This window comes from Pedobacter agri PB92 (assembly GCF_000258495.1).
In the GTDB taxonomy this organism is placed as follows: domain Bacteria; phylum Bacteroidota; class Bacteroidia; order Sphingobacteriales; family Sphingobacteriaceae; genus Pedobacter; species Pedobacter agri.
Genome location: NZ_AJLG01000055.1, coordinates 1 through 21173, shown reverse-complemented (window position 1 = coordinate 21173; position 21173 = coordinate 1). Strand labels below are relative to the sequence as shown.

The 21173-nt window shown below is 37.6% G+C and carries 18 protein-coding genes; 9 read left to right on the top strand and 9 right to left on the bottom strand.

All coding sequences use genetic code 11. The features are described from left to right. Positions 1-139: 139 nt before the first annotated feature. The 4 genes from ON09_RS10105 (at position 140) to ON09_RS10090 (ending at position 5003) form a co-directional block, all read left to right on the top strand. Complete coding sequence (locus ON09_RS10105; protein WP_010600947.1) at positions 140-763, top strand: (2Fe-2S)-binding protein; 624 nt, start codon at positions 140-142, stop codon at positions 761-763. Next, the gene (locus tag ON09_RS10100; RefSeq protein ID WP_010600946.1) at positions 760-1743 is read left to right on the top strand and encodes an FAD binding domain-containing protein; all 984 of its coding nucleotides are present in this window, start codon (positions 760-762) and stop codon (positions 1741-1743) included. The genes ON09_RS10105 and ON09_RS10100 overlap by 4 nt, the downstream gene beginning before the upstream one ends. Before the next feature lie 2 nt (positions 1744-1745). Then, positions 1746-3872 (top strand): xanthine dehydrogenase family protein molybdopterin-binding subunit, encoded by a 2127-nt coding sequence (locus tag ON09_RS10095; protein WP_010600945.1) that lies wholly within the window; start codon positions 1746-1748, stop codon positions 3870-3872. Positions 3873-3956: 84 nt separating this feature from the next. Next, positions 3957-5003 carry an NAD(P)-dependent alcohol dehydrogenase gene (locus ON09_RS10090; protein WP_010600944.1) on the top strand — a complete coding sequence of 349 codons (1047 nt, stop codon included), beginning with the start codon at positions 3957-3959 and terminating at the stop codon, positions 5001-5003. A 77-nt stretch (positions 5004-5080) separates the two neighbouring features. Here the strand turns inward: ON09_RS10090 and ON09_RS10085 are convergent, their stop codons facing one another. From ON09_RS10085 to ON09_RS10070, 4 genes are all read right to left on the bottom strand, one after another. Beyond that, positions 5081-6694, bottom strand: a complete 1614-nt coding sequence (locus ON09_RS10085; protein ID WP_010600943.1) for a S8 family peptidase — start codon at positions 6692-6694, stop codon at positions 5081-5083. A 151-nt stretch (positions 6695-6845) separates the two neighbouring features. After that, on the bottom strand, positions 6846-7442 hold the full coding sequence (locus tag ON09_RS10080) for a DUF4142 domain-containing protein (RefSeq protein ID WP_010600942.1): 597 nt from the start codon (positions 7440-7442) through the stop codon (positions 6846-6848). Positions 7443-7500: 58 nt separating this feature from the next. Further along, on the bottom strand, positions 7501-7950 hold the full coding sequence (locus tag ON09_RS10075) for a GNAT family N-acetyltransferase (protein ID WP_010600941.1): 450 nt from the start codon (positions 7948-7950) through the stop codon (positions 7501-7503). A 63-nt stretch (positions 7951-8013) separates the two neighbouring features. Next, complete coding sequence (locus ON09_RS10070; protein WP_010600940.1) at positions 8014-8505, bottom strand: YajQ family cyclic di-GMP-binding protein; 492 nt, start codon at positions 8503-8505, stop codon at positions 8014-8016. 76 nt (positions 8506-8581) lie between these two features. Between ON09_RS10070 and ON09_RS24225 the strand changes: the two genes are divergently transcribed. The 3 genes from ON09_RS24225 to ON09_RS10055 all read left to right on the top strand — a co-directional run bounded on the left by ON09_RS24225 (position 8582) and on the right by ON09_RS10055 (position 12365). Continuing rightward, positions 8582-9289, top strand: coding sequence for a hypothetical protein (locus ON09_RS24225; protein ID WP_010600939.1), 708 nt, complete (start codon positions 8582-8584; stop codon positions 9287-9289). 128 nt (positions 9290-9417) lie between these two features. Then, positions 9418-11478: a polyphosphate kinase 1 gene (gene ppk1 / locus ON09_RS10060; protein ID WP_029204257.1), complete on the top strand. Its 2061-nt coding sequence runs from the start codon at positions 9418-9420 to the stop codon at positions 11476-11478. Beyond that, the gene (locus tag ON09_RS10055) at positions 11478-12365 is read left to right on the top strand and encodes a Ppx/GppA phosphatase family protein (protein WP_010600937.1); all 888 of its coding nucleotides are present in this window, start codon (positions 11478-11480) and stop codon (positions 12363-12365) included. Before ppk1 ends, ON09_RS10055 begins: the two co-directional genes overlap by 1 nt. Here the strand turns inward: ON09_RS10055 and ON09_RS10050 are convergent. From ON09_RS10050 to ON09_RS10030, 5 genes are all read right to left on the bottom strand, one after another. Then, positions 12356-12715: a DUF5655 domain-containing protein gene (locus ON09_RS10050; protein ID WP_010600936.1), complete on the bottom strand. Its 360-nt coding sequence runs from the start codon at positions 12713-12715 to the stop codon at positions 12356-12358. The two genes, ON09_RS10055 and ON09_RS10050, sit on opposite strands and share 10 nt — an antisense overlap. A 1-nt stretch (position 12716) precedes the next feature. After that, positions 12717-13442, bottom strand: a complete 726-nt coding sequence (gene pgl, locus ON09_RS10045; RefSeq protein ID WP_010600935.1) for a 6-phosphogluconolactonase — start codon at positions 13440-13442, stop codon at positions 12717-12719. 100 nt (positions 13443-13542) lie between these two features. Further along, complete coding sequence (gene zwf, locus ON09_RS10040) at positions 13543-15057, bottom strand: glucose-6-phosphate dehydrogenase (protein WP_010600934.1); 1515 nt, start codon at positions 15055-15057, stop codon at positions 13543-13545. A 28-nt stretch (positions 15058-15085) separates the two neighbouring features. Beyond that, positions 15086-16501 (bottom strand): NADP-dependent phosphogluconate dehydrogenase, encoded by a 1416-nt coding sequence (gene gndA / locus ON09_RS10035; protein WP_010600933.1) that lies wholly within the window; start codon positions 16499-16501, stop codon positions 15086-15088. Positions 16502-16603: 102 nt separating this feature from the next. Beyond that, entirely contained in the window at positions 16604-17362 is a 759-nt protein-coding gene (locus ON09_RS10030) for an ROK family protein (protein WP_010600932.1), read from the bottom strand. A 165-nt stretch (positions 17363-17527) separates the two neighbouring features. Here ON09_RS10030 and ON09_RS10025 point away from each other — a divergent pair, with 165 nt between their 5' ends. Further along, a complete protein-coding gene (locus ON09_RS10025) occupies positions 17528-18748 on the top strand; it encodes a sterol desaturase family protein (RefSeq protein WP_010600931.1) in 1221 nt (406 codons plus the stop codon). A gap of 517 nt (positions 18749-19265) precedes the next feature. Further along, the coding region (locus ON09_RS10020; RefSeq protein WP_238533644.1) for a TonB-dependent receptor plug domain-containing protein at positions 19266-21173 on the top strand (1908 nt) is incomplete at its 3' end.

The following is a 21173-nucleotide window of genomic DNA, read 5'->3' as shown; positions in this document are numbered from 1 at the left end:
AGATAATTTAACATAACGAAGAGCAGAAGCTAGATCCTGAAAATTTCGCTTATTAGAATTATTCTAAATTCTTAAATCTCTGCTTTTTGCGGTTTAGATTGCCGAACTTTAAAAACAACAACATCTCAAAACATATTTTATGCAATCATCTGATCAGGAATCAAATCATGGCGATTCGAGGCGGGATTTTCTAAAGAAAAGTTCCTTAATTACGGCCATCGCCTTAACACCATCTGTAGCGGTTAAAGCTGCAGAAAATCAAGCCGATGAACGTTTCGCTGAACTTTTTGAAAAAATACCACTTAATCTCACTGTAAATAATAAAAATTACAAAAGCGCTGTTGAGCCGAGAGTTACCCTTTTGGATTACTTGCGTGAAGAACTTCATTTAACAGGTACCAAGAAAGGTTGCGATCATGGTCAGTGTGGTGCATGTACGGTACATGTTGATGGTGAAAGAGTCAATTCATGTTTAAGTTTAGCAGTGATGAATGAAGGCAAGAAAATAACAACTATCGAAGGTTTGGCCAATGGAGAAGAACTGCATCCGATGCAGGCTGCTTTTATCAAGCATGATGGTTTCCAATGCGGATATTGTACGCCTGGACAAATCATGTCGGCTGTGGCTTGCGTTAACGAAGGTCATACCAATTCGAGAGCAGAAATCAGTGAATATATGAGTGGAAATATTTGTAGATGTGGTGCTTATCCTAATATTGTTGATGCGATAGTTGAGGTTTCGAAAGGAGGAATCAAGGCATGATCAATTTTCAATACCTGAGAACAACCACGGCAAAATCAGCCTTGGCTTTACTATCAAAGGATAAGAATTCAAAATTTCTGGCGGGCGGAACCAACCTGATTGACTTGATGAAGAGAGGTGTAACTGCGCCTGAAAAATTAGTAGATATCAACCATGTTCCTTTAAAGCAAATTGAACAGATTGGTGATAAGATAGTTATTGGTGCATTGGCTTCGAACACAGCTGTTGCAGAAAATGCAATCATTAAAGAAAAGCTTCCCTTGCTGGCCATGGCATTAAATGCAGGGGCGTCGGCGCAATTGAGAAATGTAGCAACAGTTGGTGGAAACATGATGCAAAGGACCCGTTGCGGTTATTTTTACGATACCGAAATGCCTTGCAACAAACGTCAGCCAGGTTCTGGTTGTGGTGCTCTTGGTGGTTTTAATCGTATGCATGCAATTTTTGGAACTTCAGATAAATGTATTGCTGTTCATCCAAGTGATATGTGTGTGGCCCTCATTGCCTTAGATACCATTGTTGTTCTGGCAAGTGTTAAAGGCGAGCGTAAAATTTCATTTAAAGATTTTCATCGCCTGGCGGGAGATACTCCTCAATTAGACAATAACTTAAAAGCTGATGAGATGATTATTCGCCTGGAAATTTCAGTTAATAATTTAGCCAAAAATTCGTATTATTTAAAAGTAAGAGATAGAGCATCCTATGCTTTTGCCTTGGTTTCAGTTGCCGCTGGAATGGAAATATCCAATAACAAAATTACAGCTATTCGATTGGCGATGGGCGGTGTAGCACACAAACCCTGGCGTTTAACGGCATCAGAAGATTTTTTAAAAGGCAAAGAACCGTCAATAGAAAATTTTAAGCAGGCTGCAAAATTGGCCATGACAGGTGCTAAAGGATTTGGAGAAAATGATTTCAAACTTCAAATGGCTCCAAATTCAATTATCGAGGCGTTAACCGTTGCAAAATCCAAAGCGTAAAAATGGAAAAAAGAGTTTTAAAAGATGCAAATGACCGTGTAGATGGAATTTACAAGGTTACGGGGAAGGCCAAATATTTTGCTGAATACGAATTGCCAGGATTAACTTATGGTGTTTTAGTAACCAGTACCATTACCAAAGGAAAAATTACTTCGCTTGATACCAAAGCAGCAGAAAAAGCCCCCGGTGTAGTTTCTGTAATTTCTCATTTGAATAAACCATCAGCGCCGGCATATGAACAAGAAGGCGGTTCGCCATTTAAGATATTCTATACTGATAAAATTTTCTTTAATGGACAACCCATAGCGATAGTGGTTGCCAACACTTTTGAAAGAGCAACTTATGCCGCTTCATTAGTTAAGGTAACTTATGCTAAAGAAGATTTTAATACTGATTTTGAGAAAGCCGTCACCGATGTTAAGGCAAAGAAACTTCAAGGTCAGCCAGAATATAAGCGTGGCGTTGAAAATGCTTATAAAACGGCTGAAGTAAAGATTGAAGCAAAGTATCATCTCCCAATTGAAACGCATAACCCAATGGAATTGCATGGAATTATAGCAGATTGGCGGCCAAATAATCAGGTAACAGTCTATGCGAAAACCCAAGGAGTAAAGGCTACACAAGGTACTATTGCAAATGTTTTTAAAATCCCTATCGAAAATATTCAGGTAAATTCTGAATTTGTTGGAGGTGGTTTTGGTATGGCTTTAAGAACCTGGCCGCTTGAAATTGCTACGGTAATGGCTTCAAAACACATCGCGAAGCCAGTTAAATTGGTAATTACCCGAATGCAAATGTTTACTATGGTGGGTAATCGTCCGGCGGCAGTACAAACCATTGGTTTAGGTGCAAATAAGGATGGCACTTTAACAGGTATAACACATCGGGCATTTGGCGAAACTTCTGCTTATGAAAATTTTACGGAAGGTGTAGTAAACATGGCTAAATTCATGTATCAGTGCGATAATGTGAATACACAGTATACCGTTGTGCCGGTTGATTTAGGCGTACCCATCTGGATGCGTGGACCTGGAGAGGCCACCGGCGCTTTTGCCTTAGAAAGTGCTATTGATGAAATGGCGCATGCTTTAGATATGGACCCGCTTGAGTTTAGGATTAAAAATGATCCTGAAAAAGATCAGCAACGAAACAAGCCGTTTTCAGATAAAAATATAAAAGAAGCTTATCGTGTAGGTGCTCAGAAGATTGGATGGAACGAACGTAAAAACAAACCCGGAAGTTTGATTGATGGCCAATGGAAATACGGTTTCGGTGTAAGTATTGGTGTTTTCAACGCAAACAGAGGTAGAGCAAGTGTGAAAGGTATTTTAAAGGCCGATGGAACTTTGGTGCTGCAAAGTGCAACAAGCGATATCGGGCCAGGAACTGGAACCGGAATGACTTTAATTGCAAGCAAACTTTTAGGTATTCCAGGTGATAAAATCAAGTTTGAATTGGGCGATTCTTCTTTGCCTCCAGCACCAAGCCAGGGTGGTTCAGCCACGCTTTCTACCGTTGGCTCAGCGGTCAATGATGTTTGTGTAAGCTTAAAATCGACTATTGCAGAGCTTGCCGCAAACTCAAACATGGATGCGACTTCCAATTTTGTAGATGTGTTGAAGAAAAATAATCTTCCACAAATCGAAGTGACTAAACAAAGCCAGGCTGGTAAGGAGCGGGAAGATTATTCCATGTATTCCTTTTCTATCCATTTCGTAAAAGTAAAAGTCCATAGTTTAACCGGCGTGGTAAAGGTTGATAAAATCGTTTCTGTTGGTGATTCGGGTTCAATTGTGAGTCCAAAAACGGCCCGCAGCCAGATGGTTGGTGGTGCAGTTGGCGGTGTGGGAATGGCTTTACATGAAGAATCCATTATCGACCACCGTTACGGACGATATATCAATAATAATTTTGCAGATTATCATGTTCCGGTCAATGCCGATATTCCGGAAATTGAAGTTCATTTTATTAATAAACCCGATCCGTATATTAATCCGATGGGCGCTAAAGGAATGGGCGAAATTGCCTTAATTGGTTTTTCTGCGGCTGTGGCCAATGCTGTTTTTAATGCTACAGGTAAAAGAATTAGAACCCTGCCAATTACTCCTGATAAAGTTTTAGCAGGTTAATTTTACAAACGATAAACCATTTAGATTGCTTCGATTTCAGCATTTACAGGTCGTTTATATAGCTTTGGCGAAAAATAATATTATATGATAGCTGCAAAAGGATACGCTGTTCACAGCCAGACCGATAAATTGGCTCCATGGAATTTCGAAAGAAGGAATGTTGGGCCGAAGGATGTTTTAATAGAGATTTTATTTAGTGGAATTTGCCACTCAGATATTCATCAGGTACGTAGCGAATGGGGGCCAGCCCGTTATCCAATGGTTCCTGGGCATGAGATTGTTGGACGGATTACCGAAGTTGGTTCGGAAGTAACCAAGTTTAAAGTTGGTCAGCTTGCTGGTATTGGTTGTATGGTTGATAGCTGTAAGGAATGCCCAACATGCAGGGGTGGACAAGAACAGTTTTGCGAAAAAGGGGAAACAGTTTGGACTTACAACAGCGTTGAACGTGATAAAAAAACACCAACGTATGGTGGTTACTCAAATAAAATAGTTTGTACCGAAGAATTTGTGGTAGGTGTTTCTGAAAAACTTCCGCTGGCGGGTGTTGCGCCTTTACTTTGTGCGGGCATTACAACTTATTCTCCAATAAAAAGATGGGGCATTACAAAAGGACATAAAGTTGCTGTTTTAGGTTTGGGCGGCTTGGGGCACATGGCCGTGAAGTTTGCTGTTGCCTTTGGTGCTGATGTTACTGTTTTGAGTACCTCTCCATCAAAAGAAGCAGATGCTAAAAAATTAGGTGCGCATCACTTTGTAATAACCAAAAATCCTCAAGAGTTAGCGAAATATGCTAACCATTTCGATTACATTATCGATTCAGTTTCAGCACCACACGATTACGAAACGTACTTAAAGCTATTGAATGTAAATGGTGTTCACATTTGTGTAGGTTTACCGCCGGAACCATTAAAGTTTCCGGGGTCTGCATTGATGCGTGGAAACAGAGCGATTACGGCATCAAGCATTGGCGGAATTGAAGAAACTCAAGAAATGTTAGATTTTTGTGCTGAACATGATATCGTATCAGAAGTAGAGGTGATTAATATCAATTACGTCAACGAAGCATACGAACGCGTTCTGGCTAGTGATGTGAAATACCGTTTTGTTATCGATATGGATACGGTTTAGGTATATGTTTTTTCATACAAGAAAGGCGAACCATTTGGCTCGCCTTTCTTGTTATGAATGAATGTTGATCACTGCGATTATTTTGCTGCAGTTTTTGCACCGTAAGTTGCAGCTAACTTTAATGCTTCGTAAGCATTTACGATACCACCACTGATACATAAATCAGAGAAAGGAACTGAAACAGATTCTGCATCTTCCTCATCACCTTTTTTGTAAGAAACATTGTGGTTCACTTTTGTTACTGATTTAACAATGATTTCTTTTACCTGCGCAGCAGATAATTTTGGATAATATGAACGAATTAATCCCGCTAAACCAGCCACAACAGGAGAGGCCATACTGGTTCCGTTAAGGTTTTTATATTTAGAACCTGGAACAGTAGAATAGATCTGCACACCAGGAGCAAAAACATCAACCTGTGTTTTACCAAAGTTTGAAAAACTTGCTTTTAAAGTTTCATCATCTTTCGGGCCAGAAGCACCAACGGTAATCCATGAGGCAATTGTCTTCGCATCTAAATCTTTGTGGTTAGGGAAGTTATTTTCTTTGTCAATGTCTTTATTTTCGTTACCGGCAGCCTGAACAATTAAAACATCTTTCGATGCGGCATACTTCATGGCTTCATTAACCACGGCTTTGTCCCAGCTATATGCTTTACCAAAACTCATGTTAATTACTTTTGCGCCATTATCTACCGCGTAACGGATGCCATTAGCTACATCTTTATCACGCTCATCTCCATTAGGTGTACAGCGAACGCCCATAATGGCAATATTGTCTGCCACACCCATGATACCCAGCTTGTTTGTTCTATCGGCAGCGATGATACCCGCAACGTGAGAACCATGCATGGCATCAGGACCTGCAACGTCATTATTTCCGTAAAATTTCTCTTTAGGATCATTTGGATTATCGCCAACGATTGCACGAGGATCGTAGTCAACATTTAGATTGTACTCCGCCTGACGGGTGTAGTAATCATAACCCTCTTTAATTTGATCTTCGTAAAAATCTGCAAAGCTTCCTTTTTCGAGTTGTTGAACTAAGATACCCTGAATGCGTCCTTCTATATCAGAAGATGGTTTGAAGTTTTTGAAATCTTCCAGCGTAGGGTTCTCTTTGCCAATTTTCTTTACAACTGCGTCTAAAGCATTTTTGAAACCGGAAATTCCAGCCAAACCTTGTTTGGCTTCTGCCAGTTGTTTTTCCAAATCAGCTCTTCTGGCTTTAAATGCTTCATAATCTGCTTTGTCTTTTTCTGCTACATTTGCATCAGTAGTATTTGCAAAACGGGTTTGATCGCGGCGAACTAAACGGGTTAATTCCAGGGTTTCAAAGTTAATTGATTCCTTTGGGCCACCAATAAAATTCCATCCGTGAATATCATCAGCATATCCGTTTTTATCATCATCCTTTCCGTTGCCTGCAATTTCTTTGGCGTTCACCCACATGATTCTTTTTAAATCTTCATGTGTTGCTTCAACGCCACCGTCATTTACAGCTACAATAACTTTGGTCGATTTCTTACCTTTTAAAAGTTCTTTATATGCTTTTTCAGTACTGATACCAAACGTTGAATCAGTTCTTAAATCAAGGTTTTGCCAATTTGCTTTCTGCGCATTCGCTATAAATGGAACCGCACTCACTACAGCAACGCTAAGCAGCGCTTTAAAAATTTTACTCTTATTCATTTACTTATTTTTGTATTAAACGTCGAAAGTTAATTTTAATTTTTTTCATTCCTATAAAATGTATTAAAAATGATGCTTTTCACACATTTCCTAAAATAAAAATCCCGACCAGCTTAATGATCGGGATTTTTGTCAGTTATTTATATCACAATTATTTTAAGCTTGAGGCAATCTCTTTCGCAGCAACATCATGCCCTTCAATTACCTTTAAAGTTTTTGTAGCCCAGCTTTTTAGTGAAGCATCACGATTTTGAGCACCATCTTTAAAAAGTGTTATTGTTTTTTCATGGTCAGTAACCATCATGTCAATGTAATGCTTGTCAAAAGAAGCACCGGTCATTTTTTTCATCTCGTCCAGATGAATCTGATCTTCAGCAGGTAAAGCATCTGGAGTAATTACTTTTTTCTCTACTGCGAGTGCTTTAAGTTCAGTATTGGCTTTAGTATGATCGGCCAGCATTTGAGCAGCAAAATCTTTAACTTTTTGACTCGACGCATTTTTTGCTGCAATTTTAGCAGCTTCAACTTCCATAATGCCACCAACTGCAGCTTTTCTTAAAAAGGTAGCTCCAGCTTCATCTAGTCCCGATTGTGTACTTTCGGCCCCTGTAACATGGTTGCCATTAACCATATTTGTATCGCCCGCAACACTGTCTTTTGTAGTTGCCGATTTTTTATCTGCGATTTGACAGGCCTGGAAACTTACCGTAAATGCAATTGCTGTAGATAGCAGAAATATCTTTTTCATGTGGATTCAATGTTTTGATGTGTATTGAAAACACGTAACCCAGAAAAAGGTTTTTGAATTAATCTTCAGCAGGTGCTGTGTAGGCATTAGGGATAACGATTCCCATTTGTCGTTCAGGATTTTGAATTGGCGAGAACCCAAACTGCTCATACAAACCATGGGCATCCAAAGTGGCCAATTGATAACGCCGCAAACCTTGAAGATCGGGATGGAAAATCATAAATGAAATTAGCTTTTTTGACAATCCCTGACCACGATAATCGTTCTCAATATAAACATCACAAAGCCATCCAAAGGTGGCTTTATCTGTGATCCAGCGGGCAAAACCAATTTGCGTATTGTCTTTATAGATGCCAAAACAAAGTGAATTTTCAATTGATCTTCGAACAGTATCTAAAGAAATATTTTTTGCCCAGTAAGATTCTGTGCTCAAATAGTGATGAATGGAATCAACTTTAAGCAATTCCTTATTATCTGAAAATATAAATCCGTTTTCGCTTATTTCCATTATTGGTTAATCTGTAAATGATAAACTATTATTTGAGCTAATAATAGCTTATCAAATTAATTATTAGTTGCGCATATTAATGAACTGTAATGGCTGATCAAAATCCTCGCCACGGCATAAAGAGATAACCGCTTGCAAATCATCAATCTTCTTCGCAGTTACACGCACCTGATCATCCATTATGGAAGGCTGTACTTTTAAACCACTGGCTTTTATTTTAGCAACCACTTTCTTAGCAGCTTCTTTATCAAGCCCTTCCTTAATGGTTATTTCTTTGCGGATCATGTTGCCGGAAGCAATGGTCTCTTTTCCAAAATCCAAACTTTTAGGATCTAAATTTTGTTTCATCATTCTGGAAATGATAGAACCTTCAATGGCTTTCAAACGCATATCGTCTTCGGTAACGATGGTTACCACATTGGTTTTCTTATCCAGTTCGATAGTACTTTTTGAGCCATTAAAATCAAACCTGTTTAAGATTTCTTTTTTAGCGTTATTAATTGCATTATCAAGGGTTTGGGCATCAACTTTACTTACAATATCAAAAGAAGGCATGTTTTTAGCTTTAAATTAAAAAATTAAGTAGATTTAGTTGAAAATAAATCTCTCACACAAAAAAACGAAAAATAATATGAAAACCACTAAAGCGAAGTCTCAAAAAAAAGCCACCAAAAAAGAAGCTGCAAAACAACTAGAGCAATCTATTACTGCACAATTTTTAGATGTAATAAAAAGTTTAGGGCATGACGCCTCAGAGATTAGTACCGAGGTGGCCAAGGCAAGCAAACGTGTCGCAAAAAAACTCACAAAAAAATTCACGGTGATTAAAGCAGATGTTGGACATAAAATTGATGATTTATTAAAATCCTCAAAATCAAAAGCAAAGGAAGCGAAAAAACCAGTAGTTAAAACGATAAATAAAGCCGATAAATCTGCTGCCAAGGTGGTTAAAAAGGCTGTCTCCAAGGCGAAACCAATAGTTCAAAGTGTTAAAGTTGCAGCGATTGCTTCTGAAGATAAAGTTGAAAAAGTGTTGGCTAAACCAGTTGAGAAGATTAAAGAGACAGCCGCAAAAGCAGCATCTGCAATTAAACCCAAAGCTGCTGCCGTAAAAAATAATGCTACTAAAAAAACAGACGCTACAACTACGGCCAAAGCTCCGGTTAAAAGAACAGTTAGCAAAACGGCTTCTGCAGCTAAACCTAAAACACCATCCGTTAAACAAGTGGAAACCAAAACTACTGAAGCAAAAGATGATGCAAGTAAAGCTGAGGCTAAAACAGCTATACCCGCTAATAAATCAAAAAGTATTAAAAGCTTGCCTAAAAAACTGCTTTAAACATTTTTAATAAGTATAGAAAATGAAACAATTTGTTAACGTGAACACCGTCATTTGTTAACATCAATTTAACAAATTAATTTGCAGATTTGAGCATCCCTGTTACGCAGGGATTTTTATTTTTTTTAATGAGCAAGAAGAAAATTCCATTTTTAAACAGAGAGATAAGTTGGTTGTATTTCAATGATCGGGTTCTGCAGGAAGCGGCCGATGAAAGCGTCCCACTTATTGAAAGGATTAAGTTTTTATCTATATTTTCTTCAAACCTGGAGGAGTTTTATCGAGTTCGGGTCGCCACCATGTCGAGGCTTACTAATTTAAATGATAAAGCAAAGGCATTATTAGGCTATAATCCGAAAAAGATCCTCAATGAAATTAAAAATATTGTTGTTAAACAGGAGCGAAAGTTTGATTTGTTATTTCAGGCTACCTTAATAAATGAATTGGCTCAAAACAGGATTTTCATTTTAAATGATACGCAATTAAATGTAAGCAGGGGCGAGTTTGTGAAAAATCACTTCCGCGATAAAATCCTTTCTAACCTGGTTCCGATCATGCTGGATATGGATAAGCCGTTTCCGGAGCTAAAAGACCGTTACCTCTACTTTTTCGTTAAGTTGTCAAAAAAAGATACCAAGGTAAGGGAAAAGTATGCCTTAATTGAGATTCCCCCTAATTTACCCAGATTTTTAGTCTTACCAGAAACCAATGATTTAAAATTCATCATTTTAGCAGAAGATATTATTCGCTACTGTCTGGACGATATTTTCTACGTTTTTACTTATGATCATTTAGAAGCTTACTCTATCCAGCTTACGCGTGATGCCGAACTCGATATTGATAAAAATATTGATGATAAGTTTATTGAAGATTTAAAAAACAGCCTGGAAAAACGCAAAAAAGGAAAACCAATGCGTTTACTTTACGATTCCGCAATGCCTTTGAATATGCTCACGGTATTAGTAAACAAGTTAAAATTAGACGCCGACAGCCTAATTCCAGGTAATAGCTATCACAAATTTGGAGATTTTATTGCCTTTCCAAATGTGGGGAAGAAAGAACTGGAGTATGCACCAAATATTCCATTGAAAGTACATGATTTACCACGAACGCAAAGTGTTTTTAGTAGAATTGCCCTTCGTGATTATTTGGTAAACCTTCCTTATCAATCCTATGACTACATTATTCTGTTTTTACGTGAAGCAGCGATCGATCCTAAAGTAACAGAAATTCAAATTACATTATATAGGCTTGCAGAAAACTCTAAAGTAATAAACGCCTTAATTAATGCCGCTAAAAATGGAAAATCCGTATCAGTGGTGTTAGAATTAAAAGCCAGGTTTGATGAACAGGCCAATATTTACTGGACAAGTCGTTTAATGGAAGAAGGTGTTAAAGTTAATTATGGGTTAACTGATTACAAAGTGCATTCGAAAATTTGCCTGGTGAAGCGGATGGAGAAAGAAAAACCGGTGTACTATGCTAATTTAGCTACCGGTAACTTCAACGAGAAAACGGCAGGTTTATATTGCGATCACAGTATTTTCACAGCGAAAAAAGAAATTACGAATGATTTGGTAAAGTTATTTGATGCCTTGAGCAAGCGAACGGTAACCAAAGGATTTAAGCATTTAATTGTTTCCCCGTTAGAAAGTCGTTCAAAGCTCATCAATTTTATCAACCGCGAAATTAGAAATGCTAAAGCCGGAAAGTTGGCTTATATTATGCTAAAAGTAAATAGTTTAGCAGATGAAGGCATCATTTCGAAATTGTACGATGCGAGTAATGCCGGTGTTAAAATTCAGCTGATTGTTCGCGGTATTTGCTGTCTGGTTCCCGGAGTGAAAGGCTTCAGTGAAAACATTACGGCCATCAGTATCATCGATAAATTTTTAGAGCACGCCCGGGTTTACATTTTCAGTAACAATGGCAAAAACGATATGTATCTTTCTTCTGCTGATTTAATGAGCCGCAATTTTGAGCATAGGGTAGAAGTGGGTTTCCCGGTATTAGATTCAGATGTAAAACAAGAAATTCAGGATATCATTGATTTACAGTTGCAGGATAACACGAAATCTCGCCAGATTAATGCAGCAAACAATAACAAATACCACAAAAACAGGCTCAGTAAAAAAATCAGAGCACAGGTAGATATTTACAACTATTTAAAAACCAAGCACCAATCATAATGTTAAGATACGCAGCGATAGATGTGGGATCGAATGCCGTTAGGCTGCTCATAGCCGATATCAGCAAACGGGATGGAAAATATAAATACAAAAAAAATACGTTAATCAGGGTTCCACTGCGTTTAGGCGACGATGCTTTCTTGGATCATCATATTTCTGAACGGAAAGCAGGTGATTTGATTAAAACGATGGCTGCTTTCAAAGGTTTAATGGATGTTTATCATGTTTCAGAATATCTGGCCTGCGCAACTTCAGCCATGCGGGAGGCCGGTAACGGACAGGATATTGTCAAACAAATTAAAGCACAAACGGATTTAACGCTCGAAATTATTGAAGGTCAGCGTGAAGCCAATATTATATACGCTAACCACATTGAAGAAGATCTGGACGAAAACAAAACCTATTTGTATATTGATGTAGGCGGTGGTAGTACAGAACTTTCCGTTTTTGTAAAAGGTGTGCCGGAAGCATCCAGGTCGTTTAATATTGGAACCATCCGTATGCTCGACAACCAGGACAAGGAAGAAACTTGGGACGAAATGAAAGAATGGGTGAAGGAACATACCAAATCACAAAAACATTTGGCGGCAATTGGGACCGGTGGAAACATTAATAAACTTTTTAGAATGAGCGATGAGAAAGACGGGGCGCCGATGTCTATTCAAAAACTCAATGCACTTTACAATAAGCTCACCAGCTATTCTTTAAAAGAACGTATTCATGAACTTGGCTTAAATCCCGATCGTGCCGATGTAATTATTCCTGCAAGTGAGATTTATTTAACCTTAATGAAATGGACGGGTATAAAGCAAATTTATGTGCCCAAGGTTGGTATGGCAGATGGTATTATTAAACTGCTCATCGAAGAGAAACTGGATCAGGCATGATGATTTCCTTCGTAAGCGAGTTTTAAAAAATACATCACTTCATCGTTGAAATCTTCGACATTGTAAATCCTGAGGTGATGGTTAAACTGATTAGTTCCTGGTACATTTGCAATCTTGCTGAAGCATAACTGATTGTCAAAAGGCTGATTGAAAGGTAATACGATATGAATAAAGTTCTTACCCAATTGCGTAACATAAGCAAACTTCACTGTCGACTGTAATGCGATCATTGTTTTTGTGGCTTTAACCTCAAACACTCCCAAAGTATTCAGTTCATCAATAAAAAAACGGAATAAACTCAAGGTATATTCCGTTTTTCCATTTAAAAATTCTTTTAACTGATAAGCCATTTTATTCTTCTAACAGTCTCGTTGCAGCTTCATCAGTAAAAAAAGTAAGCTTTCCGTCAATGGGATCAATTAACTGAGATGGATATTGATCAAAGTCTTTTTGCTCATCGCCAATTACATGTTTGATCGCTTCCGCTTTGTTTTCGCCAAAAACTAAAAAAGCTACATTTTCAGCTTTATTAATTAAAGGTGCAGTAAAACTGATGCGATAAGTATTTAATTTTTCTACAAAAACCGAAGCCACGTTCACTTCTTCGTCCTTTACTAAAGTAGTATGAGGAAAAATAGAAGCAGTATGTGCGTCATCGCCCATACCTAAAAGAATCAGGTCGAAAACAATATCTTCACCTTTAAAATGTTTATCGATCGATTTTTTATATTCAATTGCGGCCTTTTCAGGAGCAAGGGTGGTATTCACATAAAATATGTGGTCATCTTTGATATTTAATGGATCAAGCAAAGTTTTCTTCGCCATTAAGCCATTGTAATTTTCATCTTCAGCAGCCACATTACGCTCATCACCAAAAAAGAAATACACTTTTTCCCAGTCGATTCTGTGTTCACACTTCTCTGCCAAAAACTGGTAAAGCGCTTTTGGTGAGCTTCCACCAGTTAAAACGAAATTGAAACGGTCGTTTTCTTCAATGGAAAATTCTGCAATCTTAATGATGTAATCAGCAAGATCTTCAGTAAGCTCATCGAGCGTTTTGTAAATTAATAAATTCATATATCTAAAATATTAAACGTCATTGCGAGGCACGAAGCAATCTTATCAATTAATTCCCGGGAAATAGATTGCTTCGTACCTCGCAATGACGAGTAGTTTATTATTCTTTATTTTTCAGTGGCAAATTAAACCAGTGGAAACCATCTCTTGCAATAAGCGCTTCGGCTTCTTCCGGACCCCAACTATCAGCAGGATAGTTCGGGAAATTAATAGATTTTTTACTTTCCCAGGTATTTAAAATTGGCATCACCAGTTCCCAGGCAGCTTCTACCTGGTCGCCACGCATAAATAACGTTTGATCACCCATCATGGCATCAAGCAATAAGGTTTCGTAAGCCTCAGGTGTGTCACCTTCGTAAGTTCCTTTATAGTCAAAAACCATATCAACCGGATTTAAAACCATATCTAAACCTGGTCTTTTTGCCTGCACCTGCATACGAATGCTCATTTCTGGCTGAATGCTGATAACCAATCGGTTTTGTTGCCAGTTTTCGGTAACACCAGATGAGAAAATCTGATGCGGAACATCTCTAAACTGAATAGTAATTAATGATGACGTTTGATTTAGACGTTTTCCCGTTCTTAAATAGAAAGGAATGCCTTGCCATCTCCAGTTATCAATATGGAATTTTACCGCAGCAAATGTTTCTGTATTGGAATGAGGATCTACACCTTTTTCCTGGCGGTAACCTGGAACTTCTTTTCCTTCTACCCAGCCTTTGCTGTATTGGCCACGAACGGTATGGAAACGAATATCTTCAGCAGAGAAAGGACGCATTGCCCTTAAAACTTCTACCTTGCGGTTTCTGATTTCATCGGCATCGAAGTTGATTGGTGCCTCCATTCCGATTAAACATAACAGCTGCAGCAAGTGATTTTGAATCATATCGCGTAATGCACCAGCGCCTTCATAATAACCGCCACGATCGGCAACGCCCAATTGTTCCGTTACGGAAATCTGTACATGGTCGATATATGATCGGTTCCATAGTGGTTCAAATAAAGCATTCGCAAAACGGAAAGCCATCATGTTTTGAACGGTTTCTTTGCCAAGATAATGGTCAATACGGTAAATCTGCTTCTCTGTGAAAATTGTACTTAGCAGGGCATTGAGTTCCTTTGCTGAATCTAAATCATGGCCAAAAGGTTTTTCAATTACAATTCTGCTGTTATCATCTGTTTGCGTGATTTTATATTTTTGCAGGCATTCAGCAATAATCGGGAAGAAGTTAGGCGCTACAGCCAGGTAAAAAATCACCTGTGTTTCTTTACCGTATTCTTTTTTATACTGATCTACCGAAGCTTTTAAGTTTTCGAAAGTTTTCGGATGGGCAAAATCAGTAGGGCAATAGTGAATGGTATTCCCAAAATCATCCCATTTATCTTTCTTTACTTTTCCTGTTCTAGAAAATTCATTTACAGCATCTTCTAAAGCACTTTTATAGGTATCATCCGTAAATTCAGTTCTGCCTGTACCAATAATTGCAAACTGCTCAGGCATGTAACCCTCAATAAATAAGTTGTATAAAGCAGGAGCTAACTTTCTTTTATTTAAATCACCCGTACCACCAAATATTACGAATACTGTTGGATTTAATGCGGTTTTGGTTTTCATTTTATATTGAAATTCTTAATCAAATTTATTATGATAATTTATTCCAGTCAGCATGGAAAACGCCGTCTTTATCTATGCGTTCAAAGGTATGTGCACCAAAGAAATCTCTTTGAGCCTGAATTAAGTTAGAAGGCATTCTAGCCGTGGTAATCGTGTCAAAATAAGTTAGGGTAGAAGCAAAAGCTGGAATACCAATGCCTGCATTGATACAAGCTGAGATGGTTTTCCGGGTGCCATTGAGGGTAGATTTGATGATGTCTTGAATTCCTCCGTCACCAAATAAATGTTCTAATGAGTTGTTTTTATCGTAAGCCTGATAAATATCTTCTAAAAATTTAGCCCTGATGATACAGCCACCACGCCAGATTTTAGCAATTTCCTGCAACTGGAGATCATATTGATATTCTTTAGATGCCTGAACCAATAAATGCATGCCCTGAGCATAAGCACTGATCATAGAAAAATAGAAAGCATTTTCCAGATCATCAACAGAAACATCAATTTTGTTCTCTTTCTTGCCATAAGCTTCTTCTAAAGAAACTCTTAAAGCTTTGAATTTTGATAAATCGCGGTTAGAAACAGCCTCATTAATGGTAGGAACAGGCAATTGTAGCTCCATAGAAACTTCTGATGTCCATTTGCCGGTACCTTTTGAACGTGCTTCGTCTTTAATCTGATCTAATAAGTCGTTCTGTGTTTCAGTATCTTTAAACAGGAAGATTTCTGCTGTAATTTCCAAAAGGAAAGATTGCAGGCGACCTTCATTCCATTTTTTGAAAACCTGATATATTTCTGCGTTTGAATATCCTAAACCATTTTTTAGTACTCCATAAACTTCAGCAATAAGCTCCATAATGGCATATTCAATACCATTATGCACCATTTTTACAAAGTGACCGGAAGCACCAGGACCAATATAGGTTACACATGGATCACTACCTACTTTCGCTGCAACAGCATCAAAAACTTCTTTAACCACATTGTAAGCCTGTTTATCGCCGCCTGGCATCATACTAGGACCGAAACGGGCACCTTCTTCACCCCCGGAAATTCCCATTCCGAAGAAATGTAGGCCTTCTTTTTCCAGCTCATCAACTCTACGATTGGTGTCAGTAAAATGAGAATTTCCACTATCAATAATGATATCTCCTTTACTTAACAATGGTTTTAATTCGGCAATAACACTATCTACGATTGGTCCGGCAGGAACTAATAAAATTAACGTTCGTGGAGTTTGTAAACTACTGATAAAAGCCTGAATATCATCATAACCTTTTAAGTTATGCGCTTTTCCCTCTTCTTCAAGTTTGGCAATCATTTTATGATCTTTATCATAACCTGTTACAGAGAAACCTTTATCGGCCATGTTTAACAATAGGTTGCGGCCCATGGTGCCTAACCCTATCATTCCCAATTTGTAATTTTTAGACTCGTTATTTGACATTTTTTGCTTTTTTGCTTGTAACCCAAAATTAGGGTTTACATTTTAATATTAGAGATGCTGTTGTTAATTGATTGTAATAAAAAACCATCAATAGTGTAGTTTTTACACTTTCGGGTTAACCGTAAAGATATTGTATTTGTCGGCTAATTTCCAAAGCTTCGCACCGCCCTTTATTCCATCTCTATTGGTTACCAGCTTAATATTATCATCCAGTTTAAAATCGATTTCTTTGGAATTACCACCTCCGATATAAAGGAAATCATAATTAAAAACTGTTTTATAAGTTTCAATTACCTTCTTTAAGCGTTTGTTCCAACGCTCACCTCCGATTTTTTCGAAAGCCTTATTGCCAATATAGTCATCATAATCTTCATCTTTATTTAAGGGAAAATGAGCCAATTCTAAATGGGGCAGAAGCTCTCCATCAAATAAAAGCGCCGTACCAAAACCTGTTCCAACGGTAAAAACAATCTCAAAACCTTTTCCTTCAACCACACCTAAGCCCTGTTGATCGGCATCATTTACCAATCGTACCGGTTTGTTTAAAGCGTTTGAAACACGTTGAGCCAAATCAACATTAGCCCATTTGTTTTTAGCCAAATTAGGTGCTGTTTTCACAATTCCATTTTTTACATAACCAGGAAAACCAATGGAAACTCTGTTGAAGGTGTTTGGGATAGGTTTAATGAGTTCTTCAATACCAGTAACAATATCTTTCGGCGTTGCACCTTCAGGTGTTTTGCTCTTTAAATATTCTGATAACATGTTTCCGTTCTCATCCAGTAAAACTGTTTTGATGCTGGTTCCGCCAATGTCTATAGATAAGATGTTAGTCTGCTCGGTGCTATTTTGTGCCGCCATATTTATTTTATTATGCTATAACTGATTTTTACAAATTAATAGAATCAAAAAACATAAAACGAATAGAAAGTAAGATAATTTAAAATAGTAAACTACAAAATCTATGTAATTAGTAGAATATTATTAAGTTTGTGACGTTATCTTCAAAACAGAAAATTAAAGATTATGGGCTTAAACTACCTCGCATTTGCTATTCCTGCTTTTTTCATCTTTGTATATATCGAATATAAAATAGCCCAAAATCAAAAAAGAACAACAATTTTTAAATACGAAAGCACAGTAGCCAATTTCAGTATCGGTATTGCTGAGCGATTGCTTAATCTGTTTATTGCGGCCAGTTTTTATCAACTGTATGATTGGGTTTATCGCAATTATGCGCTTTTCGATATATCTTCGGCATGGTATGTATGGGTATTGATACTGCTTGCAACAGATTTTGTTTGGTACTGGTATCATCGCTTAGGCCACGAAATCAATTTTTTATGGGCAGCGCATATTGTTCATCACCAAAGTGAAGAATTTAATTTATCTGCTGCCGCAAGAATAACAACCTTCCAGGCATTATTCAGAAATATTTTCTGGTGCGTTTTGCCATTTGTAGGCTTTCACCCAACGATGATTATTACGATTCTATTGGTTCATGGTGCCTATTCATTTTTTACGCATACCCAGTTGGTTGGTAAGTTAGGCTGGCTGGAACATGTATTTATCACGCCTTCTTTGCACGGCGTTCATCATGCAAGCGATGAAAAATACCTCGATAAAAACTACGGTGATGTATTTGTGTTTTGGGATAAACTTTTCGGAACCTTTCAAACAGAAGAAGAACCACCTAAATTCGGGTTGACACATCCGTTGAAAAGCTACAGCTTTTTGTGGCAGCACTTCCATTACTACCTTGAAATAGGCGAGGCTTATAAACGTGCGAACGGCTTCAAGGCAAAATGGAATGCCCTTTTTGGTAGCCCTGCACTTATGGATCAAAATATCAGACCAATTTTAGAACGAAAATTTAGGCAGGATAAAATTAAACAACAATCTAAACCTCGTTTTAAGTTTTACTTGAATACGCAACTCATTATCGTTGTGGCGATGCTTACCGGATTAACATTATATTTTAACCTGATGAATATTACAGATCAGCTTGCTATATTATTTTTTATCATCATCACATTAATCAACATCGGAGCATTATTAGAACAACGCAAGTGGATTTACTATTTAGAGTGCTTTCGTTTGATACTTGTATTGGCTTATTTGTTTTACAGTTTTAATATTTTTGGCCTGGTAGTTTTCCCAATAGCTGCATTGATTTTTCTGGAAAGAACAATTTCTTTAAGTAAAATTTACATAAAATACGTATTTGCCTATCAAAGTATTAAGTAATGATGTTTCTTTAAGTTTCGATTATGTCAGCACATAAAAGTTACATTAAAAACTTTCATTATGTTTAATAACGTTATTTAATATTTAAATTATGTTTAAAAAAATTAAATGTAATTAAAATATTACTTTCTATTGTATTCTGATAAAATAAGAATGATACTTCAGGTTTTATGACTTAAAAGTAGTTTAATCGCTTATTGCGATCACTTTTAGTAGCCTGCTAATTTGATTAATTTTAATTTTCAACTTTCCATATCCGGCAAACCGAAATAATAAAACTGAAATAATTTTTCAGATTTTCATAAATTGTTTTTAGTTTCGATTTGTTTTACTAGATTTAATTATCGAAACCATTAAAAATGGTAAAACCAACAATTCGTAATTTTATGAGCGTCACCATCGTTTTTTAACAGTTGCTTAACATGGCCTTAATCTCTACAGCCTTACTTTGCCGCTAATCCGAAGACGAAATAAAACGAAAATTACTAATTATTGAAACCTAATAACCGGATATAATATGAACAAACTTTTTACTAGAACAAGTTCCATGTTTTGGCGTGGAATAAAAACTGGCGATGCAATCCCTAAGCATCTTCAGGCAGATGAAAAGAAATCGTTCCTTCAGGTAGCGAGCCATTCCTTTTCATTTTACATCAAAATTTTTCTACTTGGTATTTTTCTATCATCAACCTTAAGCGTGCTGGCACAACAGCCATCTCAACGGTTTGTAGTGAAAGGAAAAGTGCTGGATGATGAAGATGGGCAGCCGCTTGTAGGAACTACTATTAGTGATGGTGCTAAAAAGGTATTAGGGGTTACCAATGACAATGGAGATTTCTCTGTTACGCTTCAGGGAGCCGGATCAATTTCATTTAATATGGTTGGTTATACGGTTGTAACAAGAAGCATTAGCTCAAACCAAAACGGACTAACTATCCGCTTAAAATCATCAAACAGCCAGCTGAACGAGGTAGTAGTAACTGCTTTAGGGATTAAAAGGGATGAAAAGGCATTGGGTTATGCAACTACAACGGTAGATAGTACGCAACTAACCGAAGCGGTAGCCACTAACTGGACTGACGCCCTTTCGGGTAAGGTTGCGGGTTTAAATCTGGTAAGATCAAACAGTGGTCCTGGTGGTTCGAACAAAATTATATTACGTGGTGAGAATAACTTAACAGGCGATAATGAAGCCTTAGTTGTTGTAGATGGGGTTGTAGTAAGCAGCAGTGGCGGTCGCCGTACCGCAGCAACATCGGGAGGAGTTTACGGAACAGGAAGTGATAATATGCCTGCAGATTACGGAAGTACAATCAACGATATCAATCCGGAAGATATTGAAAGTGTAACTGTATTAAAAGGGCCTGGTGCATCAGCTTTATATGGTCAGCGTGGTGCAAACGGTGCGATTATTATCACGACCAAATCTGGAAATTCGAAACGTAAATCATTAGGGATTAAATTTACTTCAAATGGCTCATTCGAGGAAGTTAACCGTTGGCCTGACTTACAATATGAGTATGGTCAAGGGTTGGATGGAGCTTCGTATTATTCTTATGGAGCAAGTGCTGATGGTGCCAGTACCAGCGGAACAAGTTCTGCCTATGGTCCCCGCTTTGATCCGAGCTTAAGCTTTTTTCAATATGATGGTACAAGACAAAACGTAGGCTTAACGCGTACACCATGGGTACCTTACACCAATCAGATCAGAGAATTTTTCAGTAAAGGGGAGAACCTTACAAATACGTTGAGTGTAGATGGAAAACTTGGAAAAACAACGAATTTCCGTACATCTATTTCTAACCAAAGCAATACCTGGATCATTCCTCTTTCTGGAGTGGAACGTACCAATGCTTCATTATCGATTAACTCTGACATCACCAAGAAGTTGAAGTTAATGGCGAAGGTAAACTATGGTAACCGATATAGTGATAACCTGCCAGGCAATGGCTACGGAAACCAATCGATTATGTATTGGTTTATTTTCTGGCAGCCAAACGCCGATTTGGAATCAATTAGAAACTATTGGGTAAATGGTCAGGAGAATCGTTTAATCAAATATCCGTATAGCTCATTTCCAGAAAATCCTTATGCGGTTGTAAACGAATTTAAAAATAAACAACGCCGTAACAACGTTACCGGAAGCATTCAGTTAAGCTACCAGTTTACCAAAGAGTTAAGCTTGTTGGTAAGAACCAGTGTTGATTATGCAAAACAAAGACAAATGCAGGAACGTCCTTATGATGCGGGAAGTAAACTGATATTCGGATCTTACAGGGAGCAAAACAGCCATTCATCAGAAACAAACAGCGACTTCCTAATCCGATATGATAAAAAAGTAAGCAACGATTTTAGTTTCAATTTATCTGCAGGTGGTAGTCAGTTAAAAAACAGATATGACAGATCAGACATCAAGTGTGTACGT